The sequence below is a fragment of the Arthrobacter mangrovi genome (assembly GCF_026011795.1).
Classification (GTDB): domain Bacteria; phylum Actinomycetota; class Actinomycetes; order Actinomycetales; family Micrococcaceae; genus Crystallibacter; species Crystallibacter mangrovi.
Genome location: NZ_BRVS01000006.1, coordinates 67,259 through 83,294 on the forward strand (window position 1 = coordinate 67,259; position 16,036 = coordinate 83,294).

General features: G+C 69.2%; 10 protein-coding genes. 4 read left to right on the top strand and 6 right to left on the bottom strand.

Translation table 11 applies throughout. The annotated features are described in order from the left end of the window. Positions 1-34: 34 nt before the first annotated feature. Both AHIS1636_RS08295 and AHIS1636_RS08300 read right to left on the bottom strand, forming a co-directional pair. Positions 35-2,413: a thiamine pyrophosphate-binding protein gene (locus AHIS1636_RS08295; protein ID WP_264795356.1), complete on the bottom strand. Its 2,379-nt coding sequence runs from the start codon at positions 2,411-2,413 to the stop codon at positions 35-37. A gap of 89 nt (positions 2,414-2,502) precedes the next feature. After that, the gene (locus AHIS1636_RS08300; protein WP_264795357.1) at positions 2,503-3,525 is read right to left on the bottom strand and encodes a 1-aminocyclopropane-1-carboxylate deaminase; all 1,023 of its coding nucleotides are present in this window, start codon (positions 3,523-3,525) and stop codon (positions 2,503-2,505) included. Between the two features lie 129 nt (positions 3,526-3,654). Between AHIS1636_RS08300 and AHIS1636_RS08305 the strand changes: the two genes are divergently transcribed. Next, entirely contained in the window at positions 3,655-4,644 is a 990-nt protein-coding gene (locus AHIS1636_RS08305; RefSeq protein ID WP_264795358.1) for an Lrp/AsnC family transcriptional regulator, read from the top strand. A gap of 88 nt (positions 4,645-4,732) precedes the next feature. Here the strand turns inward: AHIS1636_RS08305 and AHIS1636_RS08310 are convergent, their stop codons facing one another. Next, on the bottom strand, positions 4,733-6,307 hold the full coding sequence (locus AHIS1636_RS08310) for an AbgT family transporter (RefSeq protein WP_264795359.1): 1,575 nt from the start codon (positions 6,305-6,307) through the stop codon (positions 4,733-4,735). 262 nt (positions 6,308-6,569) lie between these two features. Here AHIS1636_RS08310 and AHIS1636_RS08315 point away from each other — a divergent pair, with 262 nt between their 5' ends. The 3 genes from AHIS1636_RS08315 to AHIS1636_RS08325 all read left to right on the top strand — a co-directional run bounded on the left by AHIS1636_RS08315 (position 6,570) and on the right by AHIS1636_RS08325 (position 10,419). After that, a complete protein-coding gene (locus AHIS1636_RS08315; protein WP_264795360.1) occupies positions 6,570-8,003 on the top strand; it encodes an amidase in 1,434 nt (477 codons plus the stop codon). A 78-nt stretch (positions 8,004-8,081) separates the two neighbouring features. After that, complete coding sequence (locus tag AHIS1636_RS08320) at positions 8,082-9,182, top strand: alanine racemase (RefSeq protein WP_264795361.1); 1,101 nt, start codon at positions 8,082-8,084, stop codon at positions 9,180-9,182. Between the two features lie 37 nt (positions 9,183-9,219). After that, a complete protein-coding gene (locus AHIS1636_RS08325; protein ID WP_264795362.1) occupies positions 9,220-10,419 on the top strand; it encodes a M20 family metallopeptidase in 1,200 nt (399 codons plus the stop codon). A gap of 149 nt (positions 10,420-10,568) precedes the next feature. Here AHIS1636_RS08325 and AHIS1636_RS08330 read toward each other — a convergent pair whose 3' ends face one another. From AHIS1636_RS08330 to betT, 3 genes are read right to left on the bottom strand one after another with little or no spacing between them, the layout of a single operon-like run. After that, positions 10,569-12,209 carry a GMC family oxidoreductase gene (locus AHIS1636_RS08330; RefSeq protein ID WP_264795363.1) on the bottom strand — a complete coding sequence of 547 codons (1,641 nt, stop codon included), beginning with the start codon at positions 12,207-12,209 and terminating at the stop codon, positions 10,569-10,571. Further along, positions 12,210-13,706, bottom strand: a complete 1,497-nt coding sequence (locus tag AHIS1636_RS08335; RefSeq protein WP_264795364.1) for an aldehyde dehydrogenase family protein — start codon at positions 13,704-13,706, stop codon at positions 12,210-12,212. Further along, a complete protein-coding gene (betT, locus tag AHIS1636_RS08340; protein WP_264795365.1) occupies positions 13,703-15,904 on the bottom strand; it encodes a choline BCCT transporter BetT in 2,202 nt (733 codons plus the stop codon). The genes AHIS1636_RS08335 and betT overlap by 4 nt, the downstream gene beginning before the upstream one ends. Between the last annotated feature and the right edge of the window lie 132 nt (positions 15,905-16,036).

A 16,036-nucleotide genomic window follows, 5' to 3' on the forward strand; every position in this document is an offset into this window, starting at 1 on the left:
AGCTCCTCAAGGTCGTATCCTGCCAGCCTAGGCGTCAGAGTCCGGTCAGGTCCGCCGCCGCGCGCACGATCGAATCGACGTCGATGCCGTGGATCTTGTAGGCGTCCTCCAGGCTGCTGGACTGGCCGAATTCCGTGACACCGAGGTTGCGGATGCGGTCCCCGCGGACACCGGCGAGGAAGGCCAGCGTGTGCGGGTGGCCGTCCATGACCGTGACGATCGGGGCCCGCTGCTCCGCCGGGAACAGCGCGTCGACGATGGCCGTGCGCCGGCTGCCGGCGGTGCTGTGCCGGTCCTGCAGCGAGCGGAAGACCAGGTCGGGGCTGGTCAGGCAGACGACGCCGGCCCGTACGCCGAGCGCCTCCAGCCGGGCGGCCGCCTCGAGGACTTCCGGCATCACCGCGCCGACGCCCACCAGGGTGGCCTGCTCGGTGCCGGGCTCGTGCTGGATGATCCGGTAGCCGCCGGCGACGGCGTGCTCGCGCCGGCGTTCACGAAGCGCCGGGTCCTGGGGCAGCCGGGCGAGGGCCTGGTCCACGGGGCGGGTGGAGAGCCGGAAATAGGCGGAGCTGCCGCCCGGGCGGCCGATCTGGTTCATCGCCGTGAGCATGCACCACTCGAGGTCCTGGGCGAAGGCCGGTTCCCAGGCCACCGTTCCGGGCTGCTCGAGACCGATGGAGGGCGTGTTGATGGACTGGTGGGCGCCGCCTTCGGGGGCGAGGGTGACGCCGGAGGGCGTACCGACCAGGATGGACTGGCCGCCGGCGTAGATCCCGTAGGACCAAGGCTCCAGGGCGCGGTTGACGAACGGGTCGTAGAGGGTCGCGATCGGGATCAGCGGCTGGCCCCACCGGCTCCAGGTGGACCCGAGTTCGCCGGCCAGGCAGACGAGGTTGACCTCGGCGATGCCGAGCTCGATGTGCTGGCCCTGGGCGCCTTCGGTCCACTTCAGCAGGCGCTCGACGTCGTCGGCGAACCAGTCGCGGCGCTCGCCGACGGCCCACACGCCGGTCTTGTTGATCCACCCGCCGAGGTTGGTCGAGGACGCGACGTCCGGGCTGAGCGTGACCACCCGGGAGGCGGCCTCGGGTGCACCGCGCAGCAGGTCGGAGAGGAACCGGCCGAGCGCGGCCTGGGTCGATCCCGTCGCCTTGTAGGACCAGGGGAGTTCCGCCGGCAGCTGCGGCGCGGGCCGGTCGACGACGTCGGGGCGCTTCAGCCGTGCGGCCGCGTTCCGGCACGCCTCGGCCTCCTCGCTGCCCGCTTCGAAGCGCTGCCACGGGTGCTCCAGCTCCATGCCGGAGAGCTGGGCGAGCTCGCGGATCTGGGCTTCGGTCAGCTGCGCGGCGTGGTTGTTGGGGTGCCCCTCGGTCGCCAGGCCGCGGCCCTTGACCGTGTAGGCGAAGATGACGGTGGGCCGGCTGGAATCCACCTGCTTGTAGGTGTCCAGCAGCAGCCCGATGTCGTGGCCGCCCAGGTCGCGGATGGCGGCGGCCAGGTCGAGCGGAGGCACGCCGTCGAGAAGCCCGGCCAGCCGGGGATCGGGGCTCGCGCCGAGCAGGCGCGCATGCAGCTGGTCCGGGTGGCTGCGCAGCAGCCGCTGGTATTCCTCGTTCGGCATGTCCTCGAGCCGGCGCCGCAGTTCTTCTCCGCCGCGCGCGGCGAACAGCTGCTCAATCCGGCGGCCCCACTTGCACGTGAGTACCTGCCAGTCCGCGGCGGCGAACATGCCCTGCAGCCGCTGGATCTGGACGTCGGGGATGATCCGGTCCAGGGACTGCCGGTTCAGGTCGACGATCCAGAGGAGTTCGCCGAGCTGGCGCACGGCCGGGTCCGTGACGGCTTCCCAGACGGCGCCCTCGTCCAGCTCCGCGTCGCCCAGCAGGCTGATGAACCGCCCGCCCTTGGGGATGTCGGGGAACTGGTCGCGCAGGTAGCGGTGGGAGAGCGCGGCCCAGGCGGGGGCGGTGGCGCCGATGCCGACGCTGCCGGTGGAGAAGTCGACGGTGTCCGGATCCTTGGTCCGGCTGGGATAGCTCTGCAGCCCGCCCTTCTCGCGCAGCCGGGACATGTAGGACTCGTCCAGCTCGCCCAGCAGGTAGTTGATGGAGTGCAGCACCGGTGACGCGTGCGGTTTGACCGAGACGCGGTCTTCCCTGGTCAGCTCCGAGAACCAGAGCGAGGTCATGATTCCGGCCATCGAGGCGCTGGAGGCCTGGTGCCCGCCGGCCTTCACGCCGGAGGCGTTGGGCCGTCCCCGGTTGGCGGCGTCGATCATCGCCGTGGACAGCCAGAGGACCCGCTGCGCGATCGAGTCGAGGACGTCGTCGTCCAGGCTGGCGGCGGCCGAGAGCGGGCGCCCATTGACCGAGGGTGAATCTCCGGCGTCCGCGGACACGGCCGTTTCTGTCATGGTGCTGTCCTTTCAAGTCTCAGGAGTACGACGGCGGTGCGCACCCGGGCGGGAAATGCGCGGCAGGCGCGCCCCGCCGTCGTTATGGCCTAGGAGCGGAACAGGCCGCTGTAGGCGTTGAGGGCCGGCTGGCCGCCGAGGTGGGCGTAGAGGACGTTGCTGTCGGCCGGGATCTCCTTGCTGCTGACCAGGTCGATCAGGCCGGCCAGGGACTTGCCCTCGTAGACCGGGTCGGTGATCATCGCTTCCAGCGAGGCGCCCAGACGCATGGCTTCCAGGGTGGAGTCGACGGGGATGCCGTAGAGGTCGCCGGCCCAGCCTTCGAGGACGGTGATCTCGTCCTCGCGCAGATCGCGCTCGAGGCCGATCAGCTTGGCGGTGTCCCGCGCGATCCGGCCGACCTGGTCGTGGGTCTTGGCCAGCGTGGCGGAGGCGTCGATGCCGATGACGCGGCGGGGCCGGCCGCCCTCGTCCTCGAGCGCGGCGAATCCGGCGATCATGCCGGCGTGGGTGGAACCGGTGACGGTGCAGACCACGATGGTGTCGAAGAAGACCCCGAGCTCCTCCTCCTGCTGGCGGACCTCGTAGGCCCAGTTGGCGAAGCCGAGTCCGCCGAACTTGTGCTCGGAGGCGCCGGCGGGGATGGGGTAGGGCTTGCCGCCGGCGGCCTCGACCTCGGCGAGGGCGTCCTTCCAGGAGTCGCGGATGCCGATGTCGAACCCGGCGGCGTCCAGGCGGACGTCGGCGCCCATCAGGCGGGAGAGCAGGATGTTGCCGACGCGGTCGTTCAGCGGGTCCGGCCAGTCCACCCAGCTTTCCTGCACCAGGCGGGCCTTCAGGCCCAGCTTGGCGGCGGCGGCGGCGACCTGGCGGGTGTGGTTCGACTGGAAGCCGCCGATCGACACGATGGTGTCGGCGCCCTCGGCGAGGATGTCCGGCACGATGTATTCGAGCTTGCGGGTCTTGTTGCCGCCGAACGCCAGGCCGGAGTTGACGTCCTCGCGCTTCGCCCAGACCTGGGCCCCGCCCAGATGCTGCGTCAGCCGCGGCATGTGATGGATCGGGCTGGGCCCGAAGGTCAGCGGGTAACGCTCGAAATCTGTGATGGCCATGGGAGATCCTGTCTATGGAACTGCGGCTGGGGATGCTGGTATGCAATATATTGCACATCGCGGAAGTGGCCTGTCAAGCACTTCCGCGTAGACTTTTCGACGTTCGGGACCGCGTATGGAGGTGTGCCAGTGAGCCACGACGATGAGGAATTCGACCTCTTGAGCCGCCGCATCACGGCGGCCCTCCAGGCATACCCCCGGGCATCCTGGTCTCGGATCGCCACGGTGCTGGGCGAGCCTGAGCGGACGGTGACGCGGCGCGGCAGGGAACTGCTGGAATCCGGCGACGTGCGGGTGGTCGGCGTCATCGGGGCTTCCGGAGTCGCGATCCTGCGCGCCCGCTGCCTGGTCGGCATGACGCGTTCGGTGGCCGCGGGCCTGGCCCGGCGGGACGACACCGTGTTCGTGTACGCCACCTCCGGCGAGGAAGACTGCGTCGCCGAGCTGCAGGTGGACGACGCGCACCTCGCCGACCTGGTGCTCGACGACCTGCCGAGTGTGGCAGGGATCCGGGAACTGCGCATCGACCCTATTACGCGGCTCTACCGATCGGTGCGGGAGTGGCGGCCCGGCATCCTCACGCCGGCGCAGCTCGGTGCCCTGGCCCGTTCCCGCCAGGACGTGTACCAGCCTGACGGGAGCGGTGGCTCGGAGATTCCCGACGTGCACCGGGCGATCCTTCGCATCCTGGCTAACGACGCGCGCACCCCGACGTCGGAAATCGGGCGGATGGTGGGGATCTCCGAGAATACGGTCCGCCGCCACCTGGAGAGCCTCGAGGCCAACCACCAGTCGCGGCTGCGCGTGGTGGTGGAGCCCTCCCTGCTGGGTTTCAGGGCCGAGGCCATGGCCTGGGTCGAGGTCGCGCCCGCCCGGCACGATGACCTGGTCGAGGCATTGCTCAAGCATTCCGAGGTCCGCTACGCGGCGGCCCTGGGCGGCACGAACAGCGTGCTCGTCAACCTGGCCTGCACGGACCGCCTGGCCCTGCACCAGATGGTCACCCGGTCGGAGTGGTCGGCATTGGCCGATTCGGTTTCGGTGACGCCCATCCTGAAGGCCACCAAACGCAGCGGCAGCCGCCTGGGTGCCATGGCCTCGGCCTCCTACCTCTATTAAGCAGCTTCCATTAAGTAGTTTCCCGGGCGGAGCGTCCCTGAGGATGCTCCGCCCGGGAAGCCAGCCCGGTGCCTGGATGCGTCGGGTGCTAGCGGATGGGAACCCCCGGGCCCAGGGGCAGGCCCAGGAAGTACCAGACGCTGAACAGGGCCGCCCACACCAGGAGCATGCCGAAGGCCAGCGGAATGGTGAAGGAGGCCAGCGTGCCGATGCCGGCGTCCTTGCGGTAGCCCTGGATGAAGCCGAGCGCCACGACGAAGTACGCAGACATCGGGGTGACGGCGTTGGTGCAGGAGTCGGCGATCCGGTAGACGGCCTGGGTGGTTTCGGGGTTGATTCCCACGTACATCAGCATCGGCACGAGGATCGGGGCCAGCAGCGACCACATGGCCGATCCGCTCGTGACGAGGATGTTCATGAGCGAGATCAGGATCAGCATTAGCCCGAACACCACCAGGGGGTGGATGCCGCCTGTCTGCAGCAGGTGCGCACCATTGACGGCGATGACGCTGCCGATGCCGGTCCACTTGAAGTACGCCAGGAACTGGGAGATGGCGAAGAACAGGACGAGGATCGGCGTCAAGGTCTTCAGGCCGGCGGCCATGGCATGCGGGATGTCCGCGGCCCGGCGCAGGCTGCCGGTGGCGCGGCCGTAAACCCAGCCGGTCAGGACGAACGCCAGTGCGATGAAGAAGGCGATGTTCTGCAGCACCACGGAGCGGATCAGGTCGCCGTCCTCGCCGCGCAGCGGGGAGTCGGCCGGCAGGAGGGCGGCCACCACGGCGGCGGCGAAGACGGCCAGGGCGATGCCGGCGCGGCGCAGGCCCCGCCTTTCCTCGGGTGCCAGGGCCAGGGCCAGATCGGAATCGTCCTGGTCGGTGCCCGCGTCCGGTTCCAGGTTGGCCCGCTTCTTCATCACCAGTTCGACGACCAGGGTGATGAAGACGGACAGCACGACGGAGGAAGCGAGGCTGAAGAAGTAGTTGGCCACCGGCGTCACGGTGTAGCCGGGATCGACAATCTGGGCGGCCGAGGTGGTCAGCGACGAGATGATCGCGTCGCTGGGCGTGATGAGGGGCGATGCGTTGTAGCCGCCGGAGATCGATATGAAGGCCACCATGATGCCCAGCACGGGGCTCCTGCCGGCGGCCTTGAAAGCCATGGCGGCCAGCGGCAGGACCACAACGAAGGCCGCGTCGAACATGACGTGGGACATCATGCCCGCGAATGCCACGGCGAAGGTGACCCACTTGGCGGGAAGGCGCACCACCGTGACGCGCAGCAGGGACTTGAGCAGGCCCGACTGCTCCGCCACGGCGACCCCGAGGATGATCGTGACGATGATCGGCAAGGGCGCGAAGCCGGCGAAGTTCTCGAGGGCGGTGCCGAAGATCATTGCGACGCCCTCGCCGCTCAGCAGGCTCTTCACCGCTGCCGTCTCGCCCGAATCGGGGAGCACGACGCTCGTCCCTGCCGCTGCAAGCACGGCGCTCACGACCGCCAGTACCGCGGCCAGGATCCAGAAGAGCAGGAACGGATGGGGGAGCTTGTTGCCCACAAACTCGATCCCGGACAGCACTTTGAAGAAGGGCCTTAGCCCCCTGGGCAGCTCATCAACGCTGGCAGTCGCTGAGGCTGACGGATCGTGAAGGCGACTGGACATGGGCGCTCCTTCGGCATGGTCTTCGACGGTAAGTGACCTACGGCACATTCGCGTGGTGTTGTTCCTACTTAAGCCGGTCCATGTTTCCGGCGCATTGCCTGTTACGGCTTTTCGTCCGGATTGCGCCAATCGGCCACGAAACGGGCCGAAATGCTCAATCAGCGCGTTGCCCTAGTTCCGGTTCTCCGCCGCAGGGCAAGCTGGGGACAGGGCGCTGCAACGGCGCCGGTCCCAGCACGTTCGGACCTGAACGAGGAGATCCATGAACAGCGATATTCAGGCTTTGTCCCTACGCGAGCTGGCGGGCGGGATCCGCCGGCGGGACATTTCGGCACGCGAGGCCCTCGAGTCCCACCTGGCACGGATCGAGGAAGTCAACCCGGTCATCAACGCGATCGTGACGATGGATGCGGAGGCGGCCTGGCGGCGGGCCGAGGAAGCGGACGAGGCCTTGGCTTCCGGAGCGGAAGCGGGCCCGCTGCATGGGGTGCCGATGACGCACAAGGACAACCACCTGACCAAGGGGCTTAGGACCACGCTCGGTTCGCCGATCATGGCGGACAACGTCCCCCAGGAGGACAGCCTGATCATCCGGCGGCTCAAGGATGCGGGAGTCAACACCACCGGCAAGTCCAACGTCCCGGAGTTCGCGGCCGGTTCGCACACCTTCAATCCGCTCTTTGGCACCACCACCAACCCCTACGACCCGACGCGCAGCGCCGGCGGCAGCAGCGGCGGAGCCGCGGCGGCCATCGCCGCCGGCATTCAGGCCGCCGGCGACGGGTCGGACATGGGCGGCTCGCTGCGGACACCCGGATCCTTCTGCAACCTCGTCGGCTACCGGCCGTCCCTCGGGCGCATTCCGATGCTGCCGGCCAAGAATCCGTGGGCCTGGATCTCGCGCCAGGGCGTGCTGGCCCATGATGTCGAAGACGTCCGCTACCTGATGCGCGTCCTGGCCGGTCCGGACGGAGCCAGCCCCTCTTCGGTACCCCTTGACGGCTCCTACGAGTCGGAGGCACCCGGCAGGCTGGACGGGCTGCGGATCGGCTGGACCGCCGACTTCGGCCTCGGCGTCCCGGTGGAGCGCGAAGTGCTCGAGGTGCTGGCCCCGGGCCTCGGCATTTTCGAGGAGCTTGGAGCGCGCGTGGAGGCCGCCTGCCCGGATCTCTCCGACGCGGACGAGGTCTTCCAAACCACCCGAGCCTTCGACTTCGCGACCAGCTACGGTCACCTTATGGCGGACCACAGGCACCAGATGAAGAACGCAGTGCAGTGGAACGTCGACAAGGGGCTGGCTCTGACCGCCCGGGACTTCATCGATGCCAACTCCGCGCGCGCAAGGCTGGCGGCGGCCGTGCGGGACTATTTCTCGCGCTACGACGTCCTGCTGGCACCGGCAGTCCAGGTCCTGCCCTTCGATGCCGAGCTGGAGTACCCGGCCAGCATCGAGGGGATTCCGATGGACACCTACCTGGACTGGATGCGCGCGGCCTGCCTCATCTCCGCGACCGGCCTGCCGACCCTGTCCGTCCCGGGAGGCTTCACCCCGTCCGGCCTGCCGGTGGGACTCCAGATCATCACCGCGGACCAGGCCGACCAGTTGCTGCTGCGCGTCGCCCACGCTTTCGAGGACGCCACGGGCTTCCACCGGCGGAAACCGCGGTTGGAAGTGCCGGTCGCGTCCACGAAGTAAGTCGCCGCCCCCGAACCAGCGGAAACGGGGCGGAGCTGTCATTCTGGGTTACACGGACTGCCCGGAGGAAGGTCATTGATGCACGCAATTCCAGACGAGATCCAAACGCCGGAAATCGTGATCGACAGGGACGTGCTTGAGCGGAACATCGCACGGATGGCGGAGACGGCCCGCGCGAAGGGGCTTCAACTGCGGCCGCATGCGAAGACCCACAAGATCCCGGAAATCGCGGCCCTGCAGCTGGCCGCAGGGGCGGTGGGGCTGACCGTCGCCACCATCGGCGAGGCCGAAGTCTTCGTCGAGCGCGGGGTCGATGACATCTTCATCGCCTACCCGCTCTGGCTCGGCGCGCGGCAGGCGGAGCGCCTCGCCGGGCTCAGCACCCGGGCCCGCATCGCGGTCGGAACCGACTCGGTCGAAGCGGCCGAAAACATGGCAAGACACCTTGGCAGCGCCGCGGGCGGGATCGAGGTCCTGGTGGAGATCGACAGCGGCCACCACCGCAGCGGCGTCGGCCCCGGCCGGGCCGTGGAAATCGCCCGGGCCGCGGCGGCCGCCGGGCTTCGCGTCACGGGCGTCTTCACGTTCCCCGGCCACGGCTATGCGCCCGGCATGCCCGTCGAGGCGGCCGAGCAGGAGGAACGCGCCCTCCGCGAAGCGGCCAAACTGCTGGCGGAAGCGGGCTTCGAGGTCAGCCGGGCAAGCGGCGGTTCGACCCCGACCGCCGCGCTGACCGGAGCCACCGCGGCCACGGAAATGCGCCCGGGCGTGTATGTCTTCGGCGACGCCCAGCAGTTCGAATTGGAGCGCTGCGCCTTGGGGGATATCGCCCTGACCATCGCGGCCACAGTGGTCAGCCGGCATGAGGGAGATGGCGCCACACCCCGCAGGGTGGTCCTCGACGCGGGCAGCAAGATCATCGGCGGCGACCGGCCGGCCTGGGCCACCGGCTTCGGGAGGCTGATAGATCATCCGGAAGCCCGCATCACGGCGCTGTCCGAACACCACGCCACCGTGGTCTGGCCCGATGACAGCGAGCTTCCGGCCCTGGGAACCAGGCTGCGGGTGATTCCCAACCACGTCTGCGTGGCAGTCAACCTCGTCGACTCCCTCGCCGTTGTCAGCGAAGGCAAAGTCGTCGACCGCTGGGACGTCGCTGCCCGGGGAAAGAACAACTAGGCCGCGCAGCCGCTGCCTAACAACAAGGAGACCCACCGTGCCATCCCTGCTCGAAGTGGCGCAGCGCAGCCGCGAATCCATGCTGGACGACATCATCGGCCTGGTCGAAACCGAGACCTACAGCGCCGACCTCGCCGCGCTGGAGCTGGGACTGGCGCAGCTTCGCGCGCTGGTCGTAGGCCACCTCGGCGAACCCGAGGGAGAGGTAACGGACGACGGCGGCGACTTCGGCAGCGTGCTGCGCATGACTTACCGCGGCACGGGTCCGGGTCACGTCCTGATCATCGGGCACTACGACACCGTCTGGCCCACCGGCACCCTCGCCGGCTGGCCGGTCACCCGCCGGACCGACGCCGGCGGCCGCGAAACGGTCAGCGGGCCGGGCATCTTCGACATGAAAACCGGCCTGGTGCAGGGCATCTGGGCCCTGAAGCTCCTGCGCGAGCAGGGCCTCGAACACCCGACCGTCACCTATCTCTTCAACGGCGACGAGGAGCCCGGATCGAGGGCCTCCCGCCCCTTCATCGAAGCCGCCGCTGCCGAGGCGGACGCGGTGCTGGTCCTCGAGCCCACGCAGGACGGCGCGGTCAAGACGGGCCGAAAGGGTATCGGGATCTTCACGGCCACCGTCACCGGGGTGGAGGCCCACGCGGGGCTGAATCCGACCGCGGGTGCCAGCGCCATCCACGCGCTGGCCGAGTTCATCACGGCGGCCACGCGCATCCAGGATCTGTCCCGGGGCACCTCGATCAACGTCGGCCTGGTCAGGGGAGGCTCCGGAACCAACGTCTCGGCCGGCCTGGCCGTCGCCGAGATCGACATCCGGATCGAGTCCGATGAGGAAATGCAGCGCGTGGACCGGGAATTCGACGCCATCCGGCTCAGCGATCCGCGGGTTTCGGTCAAGATCGACCACTACTGGAACCGGCCGCCCATGACGCTGACGGAAGCCAGCGCCGGGCTCCTCGAGGTTGTCCGCAGCGCGGCCCTGGAGCAGGGCCGGCAGCTGGAAACCGCCTCGGTGGGCGGCGGCAGCGACGCCAACTTCGTCTCCGCCCTCGGCGTCCCGGTCCTGTGCGGCCTAGGCGCGGTGGGCAACGGCGCCCATGCCCGGAACGAGTACATCTACCCCGACGAGATCCCGGCCTACACTGCCATCACCGCCGGCACGCTGCAGCGGCTGGCCGGCGGACTGTCCGTCGCGGTCCAACAGGCCTCCGGAACGCCTTCGGCCTAGCCGACCAGACCACTGCAAGCCCGATGTAAAACGCCGGCGGCGGAAGCGTAAGTGCTTCCGCCGCCGGCGTTCGTAGCGACCTCGCGGTTGACCCGACGCGCGGGGCCCGCCTGGTGGTCCAGGCAGGCCCCTTGGCTGGCCGTTCCCGCTTAGGCGAGGGCCGCGCTCAGCTCGGCGTCCGCCGTCGTTGTTTCGCCGGCGCGGGCGGAGCGGATGAGGTCCGCGCAGCGCTCGCCGATCATCATGACGGTGATGTTGGGGTTGACGGTCACGTGCTCGGGCATGACCGAGGCGTCGGCGACGCGCAGGCCGGAGACGCCCTTGACCCGCAGCTCGGGATCGAGCGGGGACATTTCGTCCTCGACCGCGCCCATGCGCACGGTGCCGACGGGGTGGTAGACGGTGTTGTGCGTCTTGCGGATGTAGTCCTGCAGCTCCTCGTCGGTCTGCGCCTCGACGCCGGGGGAGAGCTCGCGGCCGGTCCATTCCGCCATGGCGGGCTGGGCGGCGATTTCGCGGGCCTTGCGGATGCCGGCGACCATGACGCGCATGTCGTGGCCCTCAGGGTCGGTGAAGTAGCGCGGATCGACCATGGGCTTGTCGCGGAAGTCGCGGCTGCGCAGCCGGACGGTGCCGCGGGAGCGGGCGTGCGTGACGTTCGGGGTGAGGCTGAAGCCGTTCTCCGTGGTGGGGTAGCCATGCCGCAGGGTGTTCATGTCGAACGGCACGGAACCGTAGTGCATCATCAGGTCGGGGCGGTCCAGGCCGTCCTCGGTGGGGGTGAAGATGCCGATCTCCCACCACTGCGTGGACTCGGCGACCATTGACTGCCTGGCCTCGAACTGCACCACGCCTTCCGGGTGGTCCTGCAGGTGCTCGCCGACGCCGGGGGAGTCGACCAGGACCTCGATGCCGTGCTCGGCGAGGTGCGCGGCGGGGCCGATGCCGGAGAGCATCAGCAGCTTCGGCGTATCGATCGCGCCGGTGGAGAGCACGACTTCATTGCGCGCCGTCAGCCGGTGGGTGCGGCCGAAGGCGGAGTCCACGATGTCGACGCCGGTGCAGCGCCTGTCCGCGTCGAACACCAGCTGGCGGGCGCGCAGGCCGGTGAGCAGGGTGAAGTTCTCCCGCTCGACGATCGGGTGGATGTAGGAGACCGAGCTGGAGGAGCGGGTGCCGTCCGCGCGCCGGTTGATCTGGAAGAAGTTGGCGCCGTTGACCACGGTGGTGCCGGTGTTGAACTTCGCGCGCGGGATGCCGGCCTGCTCGCAGGCGTCCAGGAGCGCGACGCCGGTCGGATCCTTCGGGGGCACGTTCATCAGGTGCACGGGGCCGGAGTCTCCGTGGTGCGGCGCGTCCGGGCCCGCGTCCTCGTTGGTTTCCAGCCGCTTGTACAGCGGCCAGGCCGCCTCGGCGTTCCAGCCGGTGGCGCCGTACTTGGCCTCCCACTCGTCCAGGTCCTCACGCGGGGCCCAGAAAGCGATGCAGGAGTTGTGGCTGGAGCAGCCGCCCATGACCTTGGCACGGGCGTGGCGCATGAAGGAGTTGCCGTTCTCCTGCGGCTCGATCGGGTAGTCCCAGTCGTAGCCCGATTCCAGCAGCTCCATCCAGCGGTCCAGCTGCAGCACCTCGGGGATGCTGCGGTCGTCCGGGCCGGCCTCCACCAGCGCCACGGTCACGGCGGGATCCTCGCTCAGCCGGGCGGCGACGGCGGCGCCGGCGGACCCGCCGCCGACGACGATGTAGTCGAACTCGCGCTCGGTCAGGTTCTCAATGTTGTCGATGTGCATCTAGTTCTCCTTGCCGTGGTCAGCGAACCAGCCGGTCACCTGCGGGTTGGTGTTCTGGTAGATGTGCTTGGCCTCCTGGTATTCGGCCAGGCCGGTCGGGCCGAGTTCGCGGCCGACGCCGGACTGGCCGAAGCCGCCCCACTCGGCCTGCGGAAGGTAGGGATGGAAGTCGTTGATCCAGACGGTGCCGTGCCGCAGCCGCCCGGCCACGCGCTGCGCCTTGCCGGCGTCCTGGGTCCAGACCGCGCCGGCCAGCCCGTAGATGGTGTCGTTGGCGGTCGCGACGGCCTCGTCCTCGGTGCGGAAGGTCTCCACCGTGACCACCGGGCCGAAGGCCTCGTCCACGACGACGGACATTCCCCTCTGGACGCGGTCCAGGACGGTCGGCTGGTAGTAGAAACCGCCGTCGTACTTGTCCCCTTCGGGCGCCGCGCCGCCGCAGCGCAGCCGCGCGCCCTCCTGCACTCCGCGCTGGACGTAGGCGTGGACCTTGTCGCGGTGCGCGGCCGAAATCAGCGGCCCGGTCTCGGCGGCCTCGTCGAACGGGCCGCCGAGGCGGATCTCCTGCGCCCGGCGGACCAGCTCGTCGACGAAGCGTCCGGCGATCGATTCCTCGACCACCAGCCGAGCGCCGGCAGAGCAGACCTGCCCGGAGTGCACGAACGCGCCGTTCAGGGCATTGTCGACGGCGGCGTCGAAGTCCGCGTCGGCGAACACCACGTTGGGGTTCTTGCCGCCGAGCTCCAGCGCCACCTTCTTCACGGTGCCGGCCGCGGCCGCGGCGATGCGCTTGCCGGTCTCCAGGCCGCCGGTAAAGGAGACGAGGTCGACGTCGGGGTGTTCCGAGAGCGGTGCGCCCGCCTCCGCGCCGGGTCCGGTCACCAGGTTGGCGACGCCGTCCGGCAGGCCCAGGTCCTGCAGCAGCTGCATGGCCAGGACCGAGGTGGACGGGGTGAGCTCGGAGGGCTTGAGCACGAAGGTGCAGCCGGCCGCCAGCGCGGGCGCGATCTTCCACGCCGCCTGCAGCAGCGGGTAGTTCCACGGCGTGATCATGCCGCAGACGCCCACCGGCTCGTACACGATCCTGCTGACGACGGCGGGGTCCCCGGCATCGACCACGCGGCCAGCGTCCTGTCCGGCGATCCTGCCGAAGTATTCGAAGCAGGCCGCGATGTCGTCCATGTCGATGCGGCTTTCGATGATCCGCTTGCCGGTGTCCAGGGACTCGGCGCGGGCGAACTTCTCCCGGCGCTCGCGCAGTTCCGCGGCGACCTTGAGCAGGAAGGCGCCGCGCTCGGGTGCCGGAACGGAGGCCCAGACACCGGAGTCGAAGGCGGCGCGGGCCGCAGCGATGGCGCGCTCGGCGTCCTCGCGGCCGGCCTCGGACACCGTGGCGACGAGTTCGCCGTCGGCCGGGTTCCGGATCTCGCGCACCGCGCCTGAGGCGGCCGGCTGCCAGGCGCCGTTGATGAACAGGGTGGAGGCGGTAGCGGTCAAGGTGTCTCCTTTGCTGGTGCGTCGACGGGTTCGTCGACCGTCTTGTAGTCGGTTTCCCAGTCCGCCTTGGGCGGGACGTTCTCGGCGACGGTGCTGTAGGGCAGCGTGTCGCGGTGCTGGTGCAGGAACTCCAGGTGCACCTCGTAGTGGTCCAGCACGTCGGCGATGACCTCGTCCTTGCTGTAGCCCATGAGGTTGTAGCCATGGCTGCCCTCGAGCGAGAACACCTCGATGCGGTAGTACTTCTCGCAGGCCGCGGTGGACCGTGCGTGCGACGGGACGGCCCGTTGGACCGGGAAGATCTGGTACTTGAAGGTGCGCTCGCCGTCGAGCTCCACGCAGAGGTCGGCAGTGTCGATCCCGAAGGCCTCGACCGTGCTCGTCTCCAATGTGGCCTTCAGGCCGCGGGCGCAGAGATCGGCGCGCACCTCGTCCAGCGCCGGGACCGCCGTCCCGCGGACGAAGCGCTGGGCCTGCGGCTGGCCCGGGAAGTCCATCGCCCGCGCGAGCCGGTGGCGCCAGCCGCGGCGGGGACTGCCGGCCGTGTTGGTGCGCGAGTTCAGGACCGAGTGCAGGCCCGCCTGGTAGCTGTCGGCCAGCGCGGTCTCCAGCCGCAGCGCCTTGTAGAGGCCCAGCATGATGAAGACCAGCACCACGGAGAAGGGAAGCCCCATGATCACGGTGGCGCTCTGCAGCGTGGGCACCCCGCCGACCAGCAGCATGCCCAGGGTCAGCAGGCCGGTGGCGACGGACCAGAAGACGCGCAGCCACTTGGGGCCGTCCGAGTCCGCGTCCTTCAGGTGGGAGCTGAAGTTGCTCATGACGAGCGCGCCCGAATCGGCGCTGGTGACGTAGAACAGCAGCCCGGTGAAGGTGGCGATGGCTGCGCTCAGCGGGGCCATGGGGTACTGCTCGAGGAGTCCGTAGAACGCGCGCTCCGGGTGGCTCATCGCCATTTCGCCGAATTCGGTGTTGCCGCCCATGACCACCTCGAGGGCGCTGTTGCCGAAGATCGAGATCCACAGCAGGATGAACGCGAACGGCACTACCAGCACGCCGAACACGAACTCGCGCAGGGTGCGGCCGCGCGAGATACGCGCCAGGAACAGCCCCACGAACGGAGCCCAGGCGATCCACCAGGCCCAGAAGAACAGCGTCCAGCCGTTGAGCCACTCGTCCGGCCGGTCGTAGGCGAAGGTGTCGAGGGCCATCGACGGGAAGCGGGACAGGGTGTCGCCGATGTTGTTCACGATGCCGTCGAAGAGGAAGCGCGTGGACCCGGTGACCAGAACGAAGACCATCAGCGCGATCGCCAGGATGATGTTGAGTTCGGACAGCCGGCGGATGCCTTTTTCGACGCCGGTGAGCACCGAGACGGTCGCCATCACCACGGCGACGGCGATCAGGACGATCTGGACGAACGTGTTCTCCGGGATGCCGAACTGGAAGCTCAGGCCGTAGTTGAGCTGCGCCACGCCGATGCCCAGGCTGGTCGCGATGCCGAAGATCGTGCCGAGCAGGGCCGCGATGTCGACGGCGTGTCCCAGCGGGCCGTGGATGCGCTTGCCCAGGATCGGGTACAGGGCGGAGCGGATGCTCAGCGGCAGGTTGTGCCGGAAAGCGAAGTAGCCCAGGGCCAGCCCCATCAGGGCGTAGAGGCCCCAGCCGAGGATGCCGTAGTGGAACAGGGTCCAGACCATGGCCTGCCGGGCGGCTTCGACCGAGGAGCCCTCGCCCGTCGGCGGAGCCAGGTACTGCGTCACCGGCTCCGCCACCGAGAAAAACATCAGGTCGATGCCGATGCCGGCGGCGAAGAGCATCGCCGTCCAGGTGAACATGTTGAAGGTCGGCCGGGAATGGTCCGGGCCGAGGCGGGTCCTGCCCACCCTGCTCAGCGCCACGAAGACGACGAAGGCCAGGACGGCGACGACGATCAGCGAGTACCACCAGCCGAACGTCTCGCCCACCCAGGTCACCGCGGAGCCGATCACGGCGTCCGCGGACTCGCGGTCCAGGATGGCCCAGAGTGCGATGCCGAGGACGCCGGCTGCCGAGCCGATGAAGACGGTCTTGTTGACCCGCGTCCGAGGTTCGGGGTCGGGCTCGGGCCCGGGCAGAGCCGGGGCGGTGCCGGGCGCAGGAAGCTGGCTTTTTGCTTCGTCGAGCCGGGGCTCGACGGTCTCGGGCGGAGTGCTCATATCGGTCTCGTACCTCGCATCGATAGCTGGTGCTGGTCGCGGTCTCGCTGATTTCCACAGGCTCATCGGGGCCAAATCCCGACGCTGGCAACGGTGGAAACCGGGACGCCGGCGCGCGCATAGCACATCTAA